The 14,926-nt window shown below is 69.2% G+C and carries 11 protein-coding genes and 1 other RNA gene; 6 read left to right on the top strand and 6 right to left on the bottom strand.

The genetic code is table 11. The annotated features are described in order from the left end of the window. The first annotated feature begins 36 nt into the window (after positions 1–36). The gene (locus tag WME97_RS33425) at positions 37–303 is read left to right on the top strand and encodes a hypothetical protein (protein ID WP_437543540.1); all 267 of its coding nucleotides are present in this window, start codon (positions 37–39) and stop codon (positions 301–303) included. Positions 304–364: 61 nt separating this feature from the next. Here WME97_RS33425 and WME97_RS33420 read toward each other — a convergent pair whose 3' ends face one another. Then, the gene (locus WME97_RS33420) at positions 365–1,159 is read right to left on the bottom strand and encodes a hypothetical protein (protein ID WP_437543537.1); all 795 of its coding nucleotides are present in this window, start codon (positions 1,157–1,159) and stop codon (positions 365–367) included. A gap of 1,253 nt (positions 1,160–2,412) precedes the next feature. Here WME97_RS33420 and WME97_RS33415 point away from each other — a divergent pair. After that, positions 2,413–2,580: a hypothetical protein gene (locus WME97_RS33415; protein ID WP_437543535.1), complete on the top strand. Its 168-nt coding sequence runs from the start codon at positions 2,413–2,415 to the stop codon at positions 2,578–2,580. A gap of 258 nt (positions 2,581–2,838) precedes the next feature. On the opposite strand, the gene WME97_RS33410 is transcribed toward WME97_RS33415, so the two are convergent. Together WME97_RS33410 and ssrA are read right to left on the bottom strand one after the other, a co-directional pair. Further along, positions 2,839–3,474 carry a hypothetical protein gene (locus WME97_RS33410; RefSeq protein WP_437543533.1) on the bottom strand — a complete coding sequence of 212 codons (636 nt, stop codon included), beginning with the start codon at positions 3,472–3,474 and terminating at the stop codon, positions 2,839–2,841. A 1,093-nt stretch (positions 3,475–4,567) separates the two neighbouring features. Continuing rightward, positions 4,568–4,912: a transfer-messenger RNA gene (gene ssrA / locus WME97_RS33405) on the bottom strand. A 346-nt stretch (positions 4,913–5,258) separates the two neighbouring features. Here ssrA and WME97_RS33400 point away from each other — a divergent pair. Beyond that, complete coding sequence (locus WME97_RS33400) at positions 5,259–5,549, top strand: oxidative damage protection protein (RefSeq protein ID WP_272095228.1); 291 nt, start codon at positions 5,259–5,261, stop codon at positions 5,547–5,549. 91 nt (positions 5,550–5,640) lie between these two features. Here the strand turns inward: WME97_RS33400 and WME97_RS33395 are convergent, their stop codons facing one another. After that, positions 5,641–6,423, bottom strand: a complete 783-nt coding sequence (locus WME97_RS33395) for a hypothetical protein (protein ID WP_437543530.1) — start codon at positions 6,421–6,423, stop codon at positions 5,641–5,643. Between the two features lie 334 nt (positions 6,424–6,757). Between WME97_RS33395 and WME97_RS33390 the strand changes: the two genes are divergently transcribed. Together WME97_RS33390 and WME97_RS33385 are read left to right on the top strand one after the other, a co-directional pair. Next, entirely contained in the window at positions 6,758–7,849 is a 1,092-nt protein-coding gene (locus WME97_RS33390; protein ID WP_437543528.1) for an esterase/lipase family protein, read from the top strand. A 127-nt stretch (positions 7,850–7,976) separates the two neighbouring features. After that, the gene (locus WME97_RS33385) at positions 7,977–9,752 is read left to right on the top strand and encodes a hypothetical protein (protein ID WP_437543525.1); all 1,776 of its coding nucleotides are present in this window, start codon (positions 7,977–7,979) and stop codon (positions 9,750–9,752) included. 169 nt (positions 9,753–9,921) lie between these two features. Here the strand turns inward: WME97_RS33385 and WME97_RS33380 are convergent, their stop codons facing one another. Continuing rightward, complete coding sequence (locus WME97_RS33380; protein WP_437543523.1) at positions 9,922–11,448, bottom strand: BamA/TamA family outer membrane protein; 1,527 nt, start codon at positions 11,446–11,448, stop codon at positions 9,922–9,924. Between the two features lie 244 nt (positions 11,449–11,692). On the opposite strand from WME97_RS33380, the gene WME97_RS33375 reads away from it, so the two are divergent. Next, the gene (locus WME97_RS33375) at positions 11,693–13,309 is read left to right on the top strand and encodes an NTP/NDP exchange transporter (RefSeq protein ID WP_437543522.1); all 1,617 of its coding nucleotides are present in this window, start codon (positions 11,693–11,695) and stop codon (positions 13,307–13,309) included. A gap of 2 nt (positions 13,310–13,311) precedes the next feature. On the opposite strand, the gene WME97_RS33370 is transcribed toward WME97_RS33375, so the two are convergent. Then, entirely contained in the window at positions 13,312–14,898 is a 1,587-nt protein-coding gene (locus tag WME97_RS33370) for a GDSL-type esterase/lipase family protein (RefSeq protein ID WP_437543519.1), read from the bottom strand. Between the last annotated feature and the right edge of the window lie 28 nt (positions 14,899–14,926).

Genomic DNA, 14,926 nt, shown 5'->3' with positions numbered 1-14,926 from the left:
CCGGCGACCTTGGTTCGCGTGCGCGCGTCACGTCCGGTGGGTGAACTGGTCTGCCTAACGGCTCGCCGGTGTGCTGCGCCGCGAAGCGGCGTCGGCACCAGCGGCTTGTTCGGCGGCCCTTCAGCCCTGCTTCGCGCAAAATTCATCGCGCGTCATATGGCAACGGACCAACTCCCTGAGCTGACGCTCGCTCAAATTGAGGCTGCTCGCGACGTGCCCGATCTCGTGACCCCTCATCTCTCCATCGCCGTGAGAATCCAGGACATTTCCGACACGCTTGCCGTCGCACTCGACGAACCATAGGTCGTGCTTCTTGCCGCTTCGATGTTCCGCCTTGAGCTTGGTGCGGAGGGCTCGTCGGAGCTCAGGCCACCTCACTGATCTTCTCCCCATCGGGTCGGACCGCGGAGACGTCCACCATCGCAGTGAGCGCCACCCATTGCTTCGCGAGCGTTCCACCGAGTCGCCCCGCTTGTGCTTGGGATAGATTGACCTCCACGAACTCGGCGATGTTCTCGGCCAGCGCTTCCACGGCCGAAGCGTCGTCCCGACCTTCCCCGATGATGCGCGCCGCGGGGAAGCGGGCGACTCGTGCGCCGTACGACCATGTCTCGATAGTCACCAGGAGGGGGCCATGGAGCAGACGGAGCGGGGTCGGCAGCGCGGGGAGCTGCGCGGTCACCGTCGAGATGATCCGGTCCTCGTGGTAGCGGCGGAGGGTCGGCGTCTGGGCGAGAAACTCTTTGATATCGGGCTCCGTCGATGCCGGTGTGTGTACGTTGGGAGCGGGCTCGAGGAGCCAGCCGGTGATGGGAGCATCATCCGCCGCGCCATACGCGATCCGCAATCGGGATGCGAGTTCAGCGTCCTTCACTTCGGCGAGGTCGCACTGCCAGTGGAAGCGTGCGTCACCGGGGTCGCGCACGCGGAAGCTGCCGACCACGCGAACGCGACGCTCGGGGGCATGCTGCCGGTAGTAGATGTGGATCACGTCCCCCGCGTCGACCGCGCGAACGTTCGCGATCCACGCGCCCTCTTCGGTGCGCGCCGACCGGCAGAGGATCCCATCGCTCACCGCGAACGCTCGGGTCGCCTCGTAGTCCGGTCTCGGCTTGCCACTCGCCGCCCTATCCCGCGCTTTGTAGAGCCACTCGGCCATCGTAGTCTCCTGGTTCGCAGCGCTGCCGCGGGCGGAGCCTGCCATGGGGCCCGCACCCGGTCAATCTACGGGCGCGGGAAGCCGCGGGAAGCATGCAACAGCGAGGCGCGCTGCTCGCCGAGCGGCAATGCCACGAGCGTCCGCTCGGACGCCGACGCCCGCCCCCCACGCAGTACCCCGGTCGTCGCCGAGGCCCGGGGGCACCTGCCAGCTCCCGTCGCCGAGTACCGTTGCATCGCCTCCCGCTTGGCCCAACGGCCGTCTGCCGAACGTCGCAATCAGTTGCGTCGCAGGGCCTAGCGGCGGGTTATCGCATGTAGGCGGCGAAGCGCCGCGGCATATCTGCGTATTCCCGCGAATAGGTAGCGACGCTCCGCGGCATATCTGCGTATTCCCGTGAATAGGCAGCGACTTCCGCGACCTATCTGCGCATCTCCGAAGATAGGCAGCCGCTGTGGAGACCCGGCGAGGGCGGGGCATCGGCAACCCCGCGGATCCTGCTACCTGGTGGGGCGAGGGCGGCGTCGCGTCGAGATACTCCAGGGTCGCCAAGCGCGATGGTTTCCCGTTGGAGGGTACGCGCGGCGTCGTCATGCTTGGAGTCCAGAGCGTTCGCGAAGATTGACAACGAGACGACCATCTCGTTGACAGAAGACCAGGTGGCGCAACCCCACGCGCCGACGGGTGCGGTCCTCGCCCAGAGAGCATCTCTCCGGTCCGCTTTGCCGCTCGATCCACCCCATCGCCAACTCCCTCTGTGAGGTCAGCGGAGATACCGTCTCGTGTCAAGAAGAGCCCGCTCGGCAGACTCGTCTCGGGTGGGTAGGGAGATCGGGGTCGCCGCCGGTCCACCTACATCCGGTCCTGCTCCACTGGTCCCGGCTTCCAGCTGGGCGGACCCGGGATCCGGGTCGCGGGCCCCCAGTCGGCCATCCCGCCCCGTTCCGTTCCGCCCGTTCGGCTATGGCACCCGCTACCGGTGCCCTGCCTCACACCGTCCAGCCCCGCCCAGACTTCTACCGAAATTCGTCAGGTCACACGCAGGGCACACAAAAGCAAGAAGACACGGCTCTCGCCGTGTCTTCTTGGTGGAGGCGCCGGGAATCGAAACGCCTTCCGAGGGTGGGGATCCGCAGGGATCGCGTAGGTTTCCGCAGGCAACGGGAGCGGCAACCGTGCCATCGACGGCAGCTAAGTGCGCGAAACCGCGTCATGCAGACGAATCACAGACGAAACCGGCGGACCCGCGGACGGTGCTCCTGGCCCAGCTCGCGGAAGGCATGAGGGCGGCGCTCGCCGAGGGCGACGTCGAGGCGGCGCGCATCGCCCACGAGACCATCGGGCGGCTGCTCGGCGCGCCAGGGGCCGGCGCGGGCGTCGTGGTCGACCTCGCGGCCGAGCGCAGCCGACGCGGCGGGTAGCGCCGGACGGGGCGGCGCTCGCCGAGGGCGACGTCGAGGCGGCGCGCATCGCCCACGAGACCATCGGGCGGCTGCTCGCTGCAGCAGAGACAAGCAGGTCGAGCACTCCGGCGCGTAAGCGGCCTAACGTGCCAATCAGCCGCAACCATCCCGAGCGAAGCGAGGGTGGTTGTCGGTTGCATTGGCTGGTTCGGCGGTCTCCTCGTGCCATGACCGATCATCCACTTTCCAAGAATCGCTCCACCGTGATGCCCAAGGTCAGTTGGGGCTGCCCCGCATCTCTCGCAGCGCATGCTCTAGCTTCACGAACTTGACGTTGGCGTTCTTGGTGATCACGATGAGCGGGGCGGAGATAGTGGGGTGCACGCCCGAGTGCTCCTCGAGGTACTCGAGAGTGAATGCGTACGCAGCCGCCTCGCTGGTCACCTGCTCTCGGGTCGCGGCGTCATGGAGGCTGCCGTCTCGCGCCCAGTAGCTGCGCAGAACGCCCTGGTTCTGCTCGTGGCGAAAGTCGACGGTGGGCGTGACGAAGTCCATCATCTCGACACTAGCGCTCATGATGTAGCGACCACCCACCCGGAGCTTGTCGAGATAGTATTGGGTGACGAGCGGGGCGCGCACGAAGTGTCGGCAGTACTGCTCGGTGTGGGAGTCGAACGTGACCAGCGCGAACCCGCCCTCGCGCATGAGCGGGAAGGCCTCCAGCGTCGCGAGGTCCGTCGCGTCCTCCAGGATCGTGTTGGGCGAGCACAGGTTCGGGTCGGGCTTGCCCATGGCGAAGTTCATCTGCAAGTCGATGCCAAACAGCTCGACCGATGCACCCAGCATCTCACGGAATTTCGCTTCGCTCTGGCGGTTGCTCTCGTGCATCGGGGTGTTGGCCTTGGCTCCCACCGTAAGTCCTATTACCAGTGCGCGGTCCGTGAATTGAAGTGTCGTCGTCATGATAATGCTCCGCCCACCGATCCCTCTCGGTACGGCAATTGGGGGTAACTCTCATCTCCGGTCGCGATTTCGCACTCATCACGGGAAGCGCAGCCACGCGCCCTCGGTCTCCCCTTTGTTCGTCGTACGGCGAGAAGTACGAGTTTTTCATACAAGGCGGCTTCCGCCGATCACGAGGGCACATTGCATTCCACCTGCCTCTATGCCCGCCGAACGTCGCAATCAGTTGCGTCGCAGGGCCTAGCGGCGGGTTATGGCATGTAGGCGGCGAAGCGCCGCGGCATATCTGCGTATTCCCGCGAATAGGTCGCGACGCTCCGCGGCATATCTGCGTATTCCCGTGAATAGGCAGCGACTTCCGCGACCTATCTGCGCATCTCCGAAGATAGGCCGCCGCTGCGGAGACCCGGCGAGGGCGGGGCATCGGCAACCCCGCGGATCCTGCTACCTGGTGGGGCGAGGGCGGCGTCGCGGTCGAGATACTCCAGGGTCGCCAAGCGCGATGGTTTCCCGTTGGAGCGTTCTGTGAAGGGTACGGGCGGCGTCGTCATGCTTGGAGTCCAGAGCGTTCGCGAAGATTGACAACGAGACGTCCGTCGCGTTGACAGAAGATCCGACGGCACAACCCTACGCGCCGACGGATGCGGTCCGCGCCGAGAGCGCGTCTCTCCGGCCCTCATGGCCGCTCGAGCCATCCTCATGGCCACCTCCCTCTGCGAGGTCAGCGGAGATACCGTCCCGTGTCAAGAAGAGCCCGCTCGGCAGACTCGTCTCAGGTGGGTAGGGAGATCGGGGTCGCCGCCGGTCCAACTAGATCCGGTCCCGCTTCACTGGTCCCGGTTTCCAGCAGGGCGGATCCGGGATCCGGTCGCGGGCCCCCAGTCGGCCATCCCGCCCCGTTCCGTTCCGCCCCTTCGGCTGTGGCCACCCACTGCCGGTGCCCTGCCTCACACCGTCCAGGCTCGCCAGACCTCGCCAAACTTTGTCAGGTCACACGCAGATCCCACAAAAGCAAGAAGACACGGCTCTCGCCGTGTCTTCTTGGTGGAGGCGCCGGGAATCGAACCCGGGTCCGCAAGGCATCCAGTCTACCTTCATTCACGTGCGTAGTCGCCATGCGCCGGCGACGGCGTTCGTAGATTCGGCTACGACCTATCCCTCACTGAATCTCGGCCGCGTTATCGAGGGCGTCCTCACGCGACCCAGCCCTGTGGTTGACACCCTTAGAGTACTAGGACGACCTTCTCCTCGGATGGCTTAGCGGTTATTAGGCCGCGACAGCGTATGCGTTGTCGTTCGCACTTGTAACGTCCCGCTTGATAGGCGGAGCAGGAGCCGCCAGCACGCAGACAGACCTTCAGTCCCCACGTCGAAGCCGATCGCCCCCTCGTGGTTCGTTCAGACGGACCGAATATTGCTAGAAACCGTGCCGCCGTCAACCCCTCGGCGCCAGATCGTTCCGTCGCTGACGCCGTCGCGGACGGCGCCGTGCGTCGGTCGGGGCCGTTGGTCCGATCCTCCCGGTTTTCCTGCCTGCTGCTGCCTCCAGGCGCCTCCATCGGCCTTGCCCTCCGCCCCCTGCCTCAACCTGCTGCCGCCGCTCGTCCGCCCGCTCCGGTCGGGCCCCTCTCTGGTCGGCCGCCCGCTGACCTCGCCGGCACGCCTCGCGCTCTCGACGGCTCCTCGCGGCTCGGCTAAGAAGCCCGCGAAAAGGAAAAGGAGTCGGGCAACTTATGGCGAGGATGGTCCAGTGCGTGAAGCTCGGCCGTGAGGCGGAGGGGCTGGAGAAGCCGCCGCTGAAGGGCGAGCTGGGCAAGCGGATTTTCGACAACGTCTCGAAGGAGGCGTGGCGGATGTGGCTCGAGCACTCGAAGATGCTCATCAACGAGTACCGCCTCGACCTCATCTCCGAGGCCGGCCAGCGGATCTGGATGACCGAGCTCGACAAGTACTTCTTCACCGGCGGGAACGAGGCCGCGCAGCTCCCGCCCGACTACGTGGCGCCCAAGGACAAGCCGGAGTAGCCGACCGCGACCGCGGTCCCCCGTCCCTCATCGGCCCGGCGGCGCTCCCACCCACCCCATCCGGAAGCGCCCCGCCACCGCCCGCCGCCCCTCAGGGCAGCGGACCCGGCGCCGGCAGCGCTCCGCCGTTGCGCACGTACTCGATCAGCGCCGCCGCCATCTGCTTGTCGACCTTCTCGCACTTCGCGGTGACCGCCCCCATGGTCGCGCCCTTGCACTCTCTCTTCCGCTCGATGATGAGCTTGCCCGTCTTCTCGTCGGCCAGGAACGCGTCGCGCGTCTTCTGATCGAGGCTCTTCCACGGGATCGCCGCGAACTTCGGCTTCGGCGGCACGTGCTGCCGGACCTCCTCCGCCATCAGCGTGGCGCACGTCCCGTCCCATCGCAGGACCTCGTAGCCGCCCCCGGCGCCGCTCACGACCATGCCCCCGGTCTCCGGCTCCCGGTGATAGAGGATCAGCACCTCCTCATCGAAGACCAGCTTGTCGTTCGAGGACGACCCGCCAGAGGCGTTCACCGCCTCGGTGTCCCGCGTCAGGTACCCGCGCGTGAACGGCGACCCCTTCGCGAACAGGGTCAGCGCGACGTCCGGATGGAACCCGCTGCAGAGCCGCTTCACGAACGCCACCGGCGGCAAACACTCGTTGCCCCGCTGCTCGCACGTCGTCGGGATCTGCCGTGACGCTTCCCCCGCCGCGTCCTCCTCCTTCTTCCCACCTTCACCCTCCGCCGCCTCACCCTCCTTCGCGGCCGGCGCCGCAGCAGCCACCTCGGCCTCCGCACGATCCGGCTCCGACGGAGGAGGCGCCGCGCCACCGCAAGCGGCCAGGGTACCCACCAGGACAAGCGCAAACGAGCTGTGGACAGATCGCATGGCCCACGAACCTACCGGAGCCAGCACGCCCCTCCGCATGGAAAAAACAACGTCGATCCGCGACGCAATGCGCCATCACGGCGTCAAAGCCCGTGGCGTATTGCAGGAAGCCGACCGCTGCTCGCAACGCCGCCCCCATCGCAATGCGCTGCAGATCACGAATGGTTCAAATTTCCGACAGCGCTTGACATCAGCATCCCATCAGCAGAGTCTGAGCTGATTCCGGCAGGAGGTGGTCGTGCTGGATCTTTCTTCGTCGGCATTCTCATCATCGTGTGTTGGCGGTTCGCGTAAGTGCAAGTCTCACACGGGGGCTCGTCGAAGGCGACGGCGAGTGTCCGCTGCTCTGGGAGGGTGGGTGATGGTCGCCTCGTGTGTTCTCCTCGCGGGCTGCAGCGCGGCCGGGGAGCAGTTCGATCCGCCGGCGAGCACCGGCGAAGTGCTCACGGGCGCGGGCGGCGGCTCCGCCTCGGGCGGCTGGGCGAGCTCTTCGGGCTTGTCGGACGACCCGGGCGAAGTCGGCGGCGGCTGGCCGTCAGGGAAGCTCGGGCCGCCGTATCCCATCGTGCTCGCTCACGGCTTCTTCGGATTCGAGGACTTCGCGGGCGCGGGATACGTCAGCTACTTCTACAACCTCAAAGAGACCCTCGCCGAGAGCGGCGAGACGATCTTCACGCCCGCCGTCGACCCGTTCAACAGCTCCGAGGTCCGCGGCGCGCAGCTGCTCGCGCGGATCGAGCAGATCCTGGACGCGACAGGCCACGAGAAGGTGAACATCATCGCCCACTCGCAGGGGGGGCTCGACGCGCGCGTTGTCGCGCACGACAGGCCCGATCTCGTCGCCTCCATCGTCACCGTCGCCACACCCCACCTGGGCTCGAAGGTCGCCGACGTGGCGCTCGAGCTCGTCGCCCACGAGCGCCTGCAGGACATCCTGGACGATCTCATCAACGCGATCGGCGCGCCGCTCTACGATCAGATAGGCAACGAGACGAGCGTCTTCGCGGCGCTCGAGCAGTTCTCGACGCCCGGCATCGCGGAGTTCAACGCGAGGTTCACCGATTCTCCCGGGGTATTCTATGCCTCCTTCGGCGGGCGGACGAACCGCGCGCGCGGCGGCAGGGACTGCACGACGCTCACCCCCGCGCCCTTCGTCGCGCAGTTCGACGACGGGCTCGATCCGGTCCACCCGCTGCTGTCGCTGACCGAGACCCTCCTCGACGGGGGCATCGGCGAGTCGTTCCCGAACGACGGCCTGGTGCGCGCGCGGGACGCGCGGTGGGGGGACTTCTGGGGCTGTATCCCGGCCGACCATTTCGACGAGATAGGCCAGCTCTTCGGACAGAGTCCGGGCGACGGGAACCCCTGGCTCTATATCGACTTCTACCGCTCCGTGATCGCGCGGCTCCGGCAAGAAGGCTTCTGACGAGCCCGCCATCGCCCGCCATCGCCCGCGCTCGTCCGCGCGCACCCGCGCTCGCCCGCGCTCACCCGCGCTCGATTCGCCGAAAACCGCCCCGAGCGGCCGCCCTCTCCACTACCATCCCCCGCCGATGCTCAAGGCGCCGCTCACCCGCGCTCTCCCGCTGCTCGCCCTGCTCAGCGCGGCGTGCAGCGGCGACGTGCGCCGGTTCCCCCTGCGCGATCCGGTCTGGCGCGACGCCGACCTGAGCCCCGTCTCGCTGCCCTGCCGGCCCGATCCCGAGGCCCCCAGCGACGATCCGCAGCACCGCCTCTGCTCGCCCGCGTCCTATGAGTCCTCGTTCGCGTGGGACGCCGCCGACAACCTCGTCTTCCGCCCGGTGTCGCGGTTCTTCGCCGTGGATCCAGGGGGCGAGGCGGCCAACGTGAACAGCGTCGACGAGGTGCCGGACTCCAGCTGGTTCACGAACCGGCTCGGCAAGCGGTCGCTCTCCGCCGAGGAGCTGGTGCGCGGGCCGTGCGGCGACAAGACGCTGGATCCCGAGGCGCCGGACGGGTCCTGGGTCATCGACATGGGCAAGCCGAACGGCGCGAACCCCGGCTTCCGGGTCAAGGTCGAGGGCGTCGGCAAGTTCATGCTCAAGGCCGACCCCTCGGACCAGCCCGAGCGGGCCACCGGCGCGACCGCCATCGCGGCGCGCCTCTACCACGCCGCCGGCTTCTGGGCGCCGTGCGACAGCGTTGTCTACCTGAAGCCGTCGATCCTGAAGCTGTCGCCCGGGCTCACCGTGACCGACAACAGCGGTGTCGCCAGGCCCTTCGATCAGGCGGCGCTCGACGGCGTGCTCGCCAAGGCCTCGAAGCGCGGCGACCGGGTTCGCATGGTCGCCTCGCGCTGGCTCCCGGGCCGCGCCATCGGCCCGTTCAGGTACGAGGGGACCCGGGAGGACGATCCGAACGACGTCATCCCGCACGAGGACCGGCGCGACCTGCGCGGGGGGCGCCTGCTCGCCGCCTGGCTCAACCACTTCGACTCGCGCGAGCAGAACTCGATGGATGTCTGGCTCGCCGAGGACCCGAAGGACAAGGACGCGTCGCCGGGCCACGTGCGCCACTACTACATCGATCTCGGCGACTGCTTCGGCAGCGAGTGGGAGTGGGAGGAGATCTCGAAGCGCCTCGGCCACGCCTTCTACTTCGACGCCGAGTACGCGCTCCTCGACTTCGTGACGCTCGGCATCCCCGAGCGGCCCTGGGACCGGGCGAGCCACGATCCGCAGGGCGACATCTTCGGCTTCTTCAGCGATCGCGATTTCCGGCCGGAGGCCTGGCGCGGCGGCTACCCCAACCCGGCCTTCGGGCGGATGACCGAGCTCGACGGCGCCTGGGCCGCCCGGACGCTCGCGCGCTTCACGCCGGAGCTCATCGAGGCCGCCGTGAAGACCGGCGACTTCACGGCGCCGCGACACACCGCGTTCCTGATCGGCAAGCTCCTCTCGCGACAGCGCGCGATCATGGCGCGGTACCTGACGCGCCTGTCGCCCATCGCCGACGTCGCCCTGGCCTCGCCGGCGGCGCTGTGCGGCGTCGATCTCGCGCGGCGCACCGGCGTCGCGCGCCCGCAAAACTTCCGCTACGAGGCCGCGATGTACGCTGGCGAGTCGCTCGCCCTGCGCGCGCGACCGGTCGTGCGCCCCTCGCCGGATGGCCGCGTGTGCCTCTCGCTCCCCCACATCGCCGCGGACGGCGGTGCGCCCGACGACGCGCCCTCGCGCTACGCCATCATCGATGTCCTGAACGGGCAGGCGCCCGGTCCGCTGCGCGCCCACCTCTACGACCTCGGCCCGCGCCGCGGCTACAAGCTCGTCGGCATCGAGCGCCCCGACGACGCCGAGCCGCCCAACTGAGGTCCTCACCCTGACAATTGCCCTCATTTTTGGAGAGAAATTGAACAGGGAGGCGAGGAGACGGGGAGATTTTTGGGATTTTACTCCCCGTCTCCCCGCCTCCCTGTGAATTTTCCCGAAAGTTCGAGGGGATGCTTCAGATCCCCGCCGGACAGTCGCTGCCGCTCGCTCAGAAACCGTGGGTCGCGCCGACCATGAACCGCAGCTCCTGGAGGCCGGCCCCTTGCTCGAAGGTCTCTGTCGCCGAGCCGATCAGGACATCGATGGAGTGGTCTCGCTCGCCGCTCGTGCGCAGGCCGAGCACGAACGACATGCGGAGCAGGTCGAGATCGAAATCGCGGAGGTGCTCGCCGAACACGTTGCCCGCGGCGACCTGCGCCGTGCCGTCGACGAACGCCCAGACCGGATAGCGGTACTCGAGCGTCGCCGCGGCGGCGCTCCGCCCGCGGAGGCGCCCTTCGCGGAAGCCCCGCATCGGCGCGTCGCCGCCGAGCTCGGCGAGCTCGGTGAAGGGGACCTCCGCGACGCCGAGCGGGTCGGCGAAGGCCGCCGAGAGGACGAGGCTCACGATGCGATCGTGCCCGGTGAGATCGACGAATCCGCCCAGCGAGCCGCCGTAGCGGAGCCACCGGCTCTCCAGCGGCCGCTCCAGGTCGACGGCGTGCTCTCCGGACAGCTCCAGCCGGACGCCGTGGCCCCGCGCCGGGCGCGGCAGGCGCGAGTCGAGGCCGGCGCGGCCCCCGATCCGGTAGGCCGTATATCCGGTGTCGTACGACGCGGGCATCGGATAACGGCCGCGCGCGACCCGGAAGCCGACCGTCGGCTCGCAGCAGATGTCGTGGAAGTCGACGGTCTTCGCGCCGGTGATCGCCTCGACGAAGCTGAACGCGCCGAAATCGGCGTGGAGCGTCGCGGTCCCCTCGACGCTGCGGGCTCTGTAGCGGGCCCGGTCGCGCTCCAGCGAGCTGGGACCGATCCCAGAAAACAGCCAGTCAGGCCGGATGTCCGCCTCGCCACGGAGCTTCAGGTGAGCGCGCCCGCCGAGGGGGATCCGGTCGGCGACCGTGAGCCTCCACCAGTCGACCCCGCCGGTCGCGGCGTGGACGCGGAGCTCGTTGCCGGGGACGAACAGGTCGTCATAGAAGAAGTAAACGCCGACGCTCGCGCGAAAGCCGAAGTCGAGGAGCGCCGTCGGGACGACGCCGATGTTGTTGTTCGGCCCGAAGGTGAAGATGTCCTTGAGCTCCTTGATCCACTCGCCCTGCTCCGCCGCGACGGTGAGAACGCCGAGGGGCCGCCGGACCAGGTACTCGCTGGCGAGGTAAGCAGGGAAGAACACGACGCGCGGCACCCAGAGCAGCGCGTCGCCGGCGCTCGTCGCCTCGTCCGGGCGACCGTCGTAGTCCGGAACAGGGCGCTTCGCGCCGGGCGCCAGCGGCGCCGCGGCAGGAGGTCGTGGCGGCCTGGCAGGCTCTGCCGGCGCGCGAGGAGCCGCCGGCGTAGCAGGCTCTGCCGATGTGCGGGACGCCGCCGGCGGCGCCCCCGGGACCACGGGCGGCGGCGCGGCGCCCTCCGCCGGAGGCGCGGCCTGTGCCTCGGCGCACAGCGACAGCGCTGCGCAGCTCGCGAGCGCGGCGGCGCGCCGCCGAAAGGCCATGCCGAGCGCGCGCGTCGGTCCCTTCTCGTTGGTGCCCAATCCGCCTCGCCTCTCGCACGGAAACACGTCGCGGCGCGGGAGCATAGCGGAGTTCCCGACCCGAGAGACGCCTGTCTGCGCGGCGCGCGCCTGTCGAACGTCCACGCGACGGCGCGGCGGGTGCGGCGGTTCACATGCGAGAGGGAGGTTGCCGGCCGGGACCAGGCTCGATAGCCTCCCGCGCTCGGCATCGGTCCTGTGCCGGTGCCGCCAGAACGGCGGTTTTCCGGGCATGGAGCGGCGGGTGGCGAGCACAGGCGAGAACGAGACACGGGCCCGGGGCGTGCTTCACAGGCTCCTTGCGATCTTCGCCGAGGTGAAGCCGCGCGAGGTCTTCAGCGTGCTCGTCCTCACGCTGAACGTGTTCCTCCTGCTCACGGGCTATTACCTCCTCAAGGTGGTCCGCGAGCCGCTGATCCTCGCGGGCGGCGGGCTCGAGATCGGCGGGCGGCGGCTCGACCTCGACGGCGCCGAGGTGAAGGCCTACGCGGCGGCGGGCCAGGCGCTCCTCCTCGTGGGCGTGGTCCGCGCCTATGGCGCCCTGGCCAGGCGCTTCGGGCGCATGCAGCTCACCACGGCGCTCACGCTCTTCTTCGCCTCGAACCTCGTCCTCTTCTTCCTCCTCGCGCGCCTCGGCGTCCCCCTCGGGGTGCCCTTCTATCTGTGGGTGGGCTGCTTCAACCTCACCGTGATCGCGCAGTTCTGGTCCTTCGCCAACGATGTTTACACGCCCGAGCAGGGCAAGCGGCTCTTCGCCATCGTCGGCATCGGGAGCTCGCTCGGCGCCATGTTCGGCGCGCAGATCGCGAAGCGCGTCTACGTGCCGATCGGCCCCTACAACATGATGCTCCTCGCGGCGGGCGTGCTGCTCGCCTGCCTGGGGCTCACCTACCTCGTCCACCGCGACGACCTCGCGGGCTCGAAGGGCGCCGCGGACAAGGCCGACGCGCCGCCCGGGGGCGCGGCGGGCGGCTTCAAGATCATCGCGGGCGACCGCTATCTGCTCCTCATCGCCGGCCTGACGCTCGTCCTCAACTGGGTGAACTCGACAGGCGAGTACATCCTCGATCGCACCCTGATCGAGTCCGCCACGAGCGCGCTCGACACGGGGAGCGAGCAGCGCGGCGCGCCGGACGCGGCCCCCGCCGGCGCGGCCCCGGGCGCGCCGCTCGCGGCGGGCGCGCCTGTCTACCTCGTCGATCCGCAGGCGTCGCGCCTGCTCGAAGGGAAGATCGCCGCCGTCAAGGGCGGCGCGTTCGACGTCGAGGCAGGCGGCAAGATCGTCGAGGGCGCCGAGGCAGGGCTCGTCCACCCGCACACCGAGAAGGGGAAAAAGGCGGCGCTCGGCGCGATCATCGGGACCTTCAAGGGGGATTTCTTTTACTGGGTCAACACGTTCGGCGTCGTCCTGCAGCTCTTCTTCGTCTCCCGCATCTTCAAGTACCTCGGCGTGCGATTCGCCCTGTTCATCCTCCCGGCCATCGCGCTGCTCGGCTACGCGTCCCTCGCCGTCCTGCCGGTGCTCGCCGTCGTGCGCGTCGCGAAGATCGCGGAGAACAGCGCCGATTACTCCATCCAGAACACAGCGCGGCAGGCGCTCTTCCTGCCGGTCGGCCGCGACGCCAAGTACAGCGCCAAGGCGGCCATCGACACCTTCGTCGTCCGCGCGGGCGACGTGCTCGCCGCCGTGGGGGTGATCGCCGGCCAGGTGCTCGCGCTCTCCACACGCCACTTCGCGATGGTCAATATCGCCCTCGCGCTCGTGTGGCTCGGCGTCGTGGCCGGCATCGCCCGGGAGCACAGGCGGCGCGCCGCGGACGAGCCGGCGGCGCCGAAGTCCGATGACCTCGAGGCCGCGTAGCCTCAAGGCCGCGCGGCGTTCGCCTTCCAGCCCTCGTAGGCGTCCATCAAGGCCAGGTACAGCCAGCGGCCGATGACCTCGGCCCCCGCGCCCGACGGGTGCGCGAGATCGGCGCCGCCGAGCCCGCGCTGGACCCAGATCCCCATCGAGCCCGAGCCGCCCATCGCGCCGAAGGTGTCGAAGTAGCCGCAGCCGACCTGCCCGGCCACCCTGCGCTGGATCGCCGCGAGCTTCGGGATCACCGGGCGGCTCCGGTAGACCTCGCCCTTCTTGTCGGCGCGGTCCATCGGGCCCACGAGCAGGCACGACGACCCGGGCAGCGCCGCGGTCACCTGCTCGAGCACCGCCTTCATCGTCGACTCGTATTGATCGAGCGGGAACAGCTCGCCGTCCTCGCTCTCGTTCATGCCGTAGTGGAACACCGTCAAGGACGGGCTCCGCGCGCGCAGCTGCTCGGCGAAATGGGCGTCGTCGCTCTTGTCGAGGAAGCGGATGCGGCAGCCCTGGATGCCGATGGCGTCGAGCACCACCCCGGGCGTGTCCCGCTCCATCCAGACGCCGAACGCCCGCACCCCCGGGCCGTGCGCCCGCACCTCGATGGCGTGCGGCCCGTCCGGGACCTCGTAGGTCGCGATCGCCGAGCTGGCCGCGTCGGCCCGCGTGTCGATCATCTCGCGGCTCTCGCCGTCGATCTTGATCTCCATCCGCCCGCCCTCGGGGTGCTTCAGGTAATCGACGGCGAACCGCGAGACCGCGCGCCCGTAGGTCCCGGACTCCGCGGTGGCGAAGCGCGAGAACACCCCCGCGCCCTGCGAGCGGAACGACACGCCGCCGATGCCGTAGAGCCCGTCCTTGGCGAACGGGCCCACCACGCGGCTCACCTGCCAGCCTGGGCCGGCGAAGCGCACCACGTCATTGTGGAAATATCCGGGCCAGGCGTTCGCCATCAGCATGAACCCGTGGCCGGCGTCCCCGAACCGCTTCTGCAGCTTGCGCCGCAGCGTCGCCGTCACGAAGTCGCTCGCCACGATGGAGTCGCCGAAGTAGGTGATGCGCGCGATCGACTGCGGCGCCTTGCGCTCCACCGCCGCGAGCGCGCGGAAGAACGGCGTCATCGCCTTGCCGCTCGGGTCCTCGATCGGCCGCGGCGGCTTGCCCTCGGAGGCGACCGCCGCCGGCATGAGCTCGGCGGCCGCGGCCGGCAGCGCGACCTCCTCGGGCTGGCGCAGCTCGGCCTGCTCGGTGGTCTCGGTGACGAGCGTCGTCTCGCCGACCGACGCCACCGGCGCCGGCGCCGGGACCACGACGAGCCCCTCCCCCTCGGGCAGCGGCGTGAGCACCCGCAGCCGCGACAGGCTCGGGTGCGCGTAGGGGACGAGCACGAGCAGGGCGAGCGTCGCCATCGCCCGGGCAGCCGGCGAGGCGAGCCCGTTCCGCGCCGGCGAGCCCACGGGCACGGAGCCTCCATCGCGCCCGGCCGGACGCTCATCACGCCCGCCCGGCGGGGGCCCCTCGTGGACGCGGGCCTCGCGCGCATCCGGCGCGTGGACGGCCGGCTCGTGAGCCCTGGTGCTGCTCCTGGAGGTCATCGACGCACGTGGGAAAGAAGGATGGAAG

The sequence above is a fragment of the Sorangium sp. So ce367 genome, assembly GCF_051520455.1.
Taxonomy (GTDB): domain Bacteria; phylum Myxococcota_A; class Polyangia; order Polyangiales; family Polyangiaceae; genus Sorangium; species Sorangium cellulosum_B.
The sequence above is the reverse complement of the archived record's forward strand: the minus strand, read 5'-3'. Positions and strand labels throughout refer to the sequence as shown.

Excerpts from the sequence above, each read along its gene's own strand:
- WME97_RS33420 (WP_437543537.1), bottom strand. The coding sequence starts at position 1,159 with ATGGCCGAGTGGCTCTACAAAGCGCGGGATAGGGCGGCGAGTGGCAAG.
- WME97_RS33385 (WP_437543525.1), top strand. The coding sequence starts at position 7,977 with ATGCTCAAGGCGCCGCTCACCCGCGCTCTCCCGCTGCTCGCCCTGCTC.
- WME97_RS33370 (WP_437543519.1), bottom strand. The coding sequence starts at position 14,898 with ATGACCTCCAGGAGCAGCACCAGGGCTCACGAGCCGGCCGTCCACGCG.
- WME97_RS33400 (WP_272095228.1), top strand. The coding sequence starts at position 5,259 with ATGGCGAGGATGGTCCAGTGCGTGAAGCTCGGCCGTGAGGCGGAGGGG.
- WME97_RS33395 (WP_437543530.1), bottom strand. The coding sequence starts at position 6,423 with ATGCGATCTGTCCACAGCTCGTTTGCGCTTGTCCTGGTGGGTACCCTG.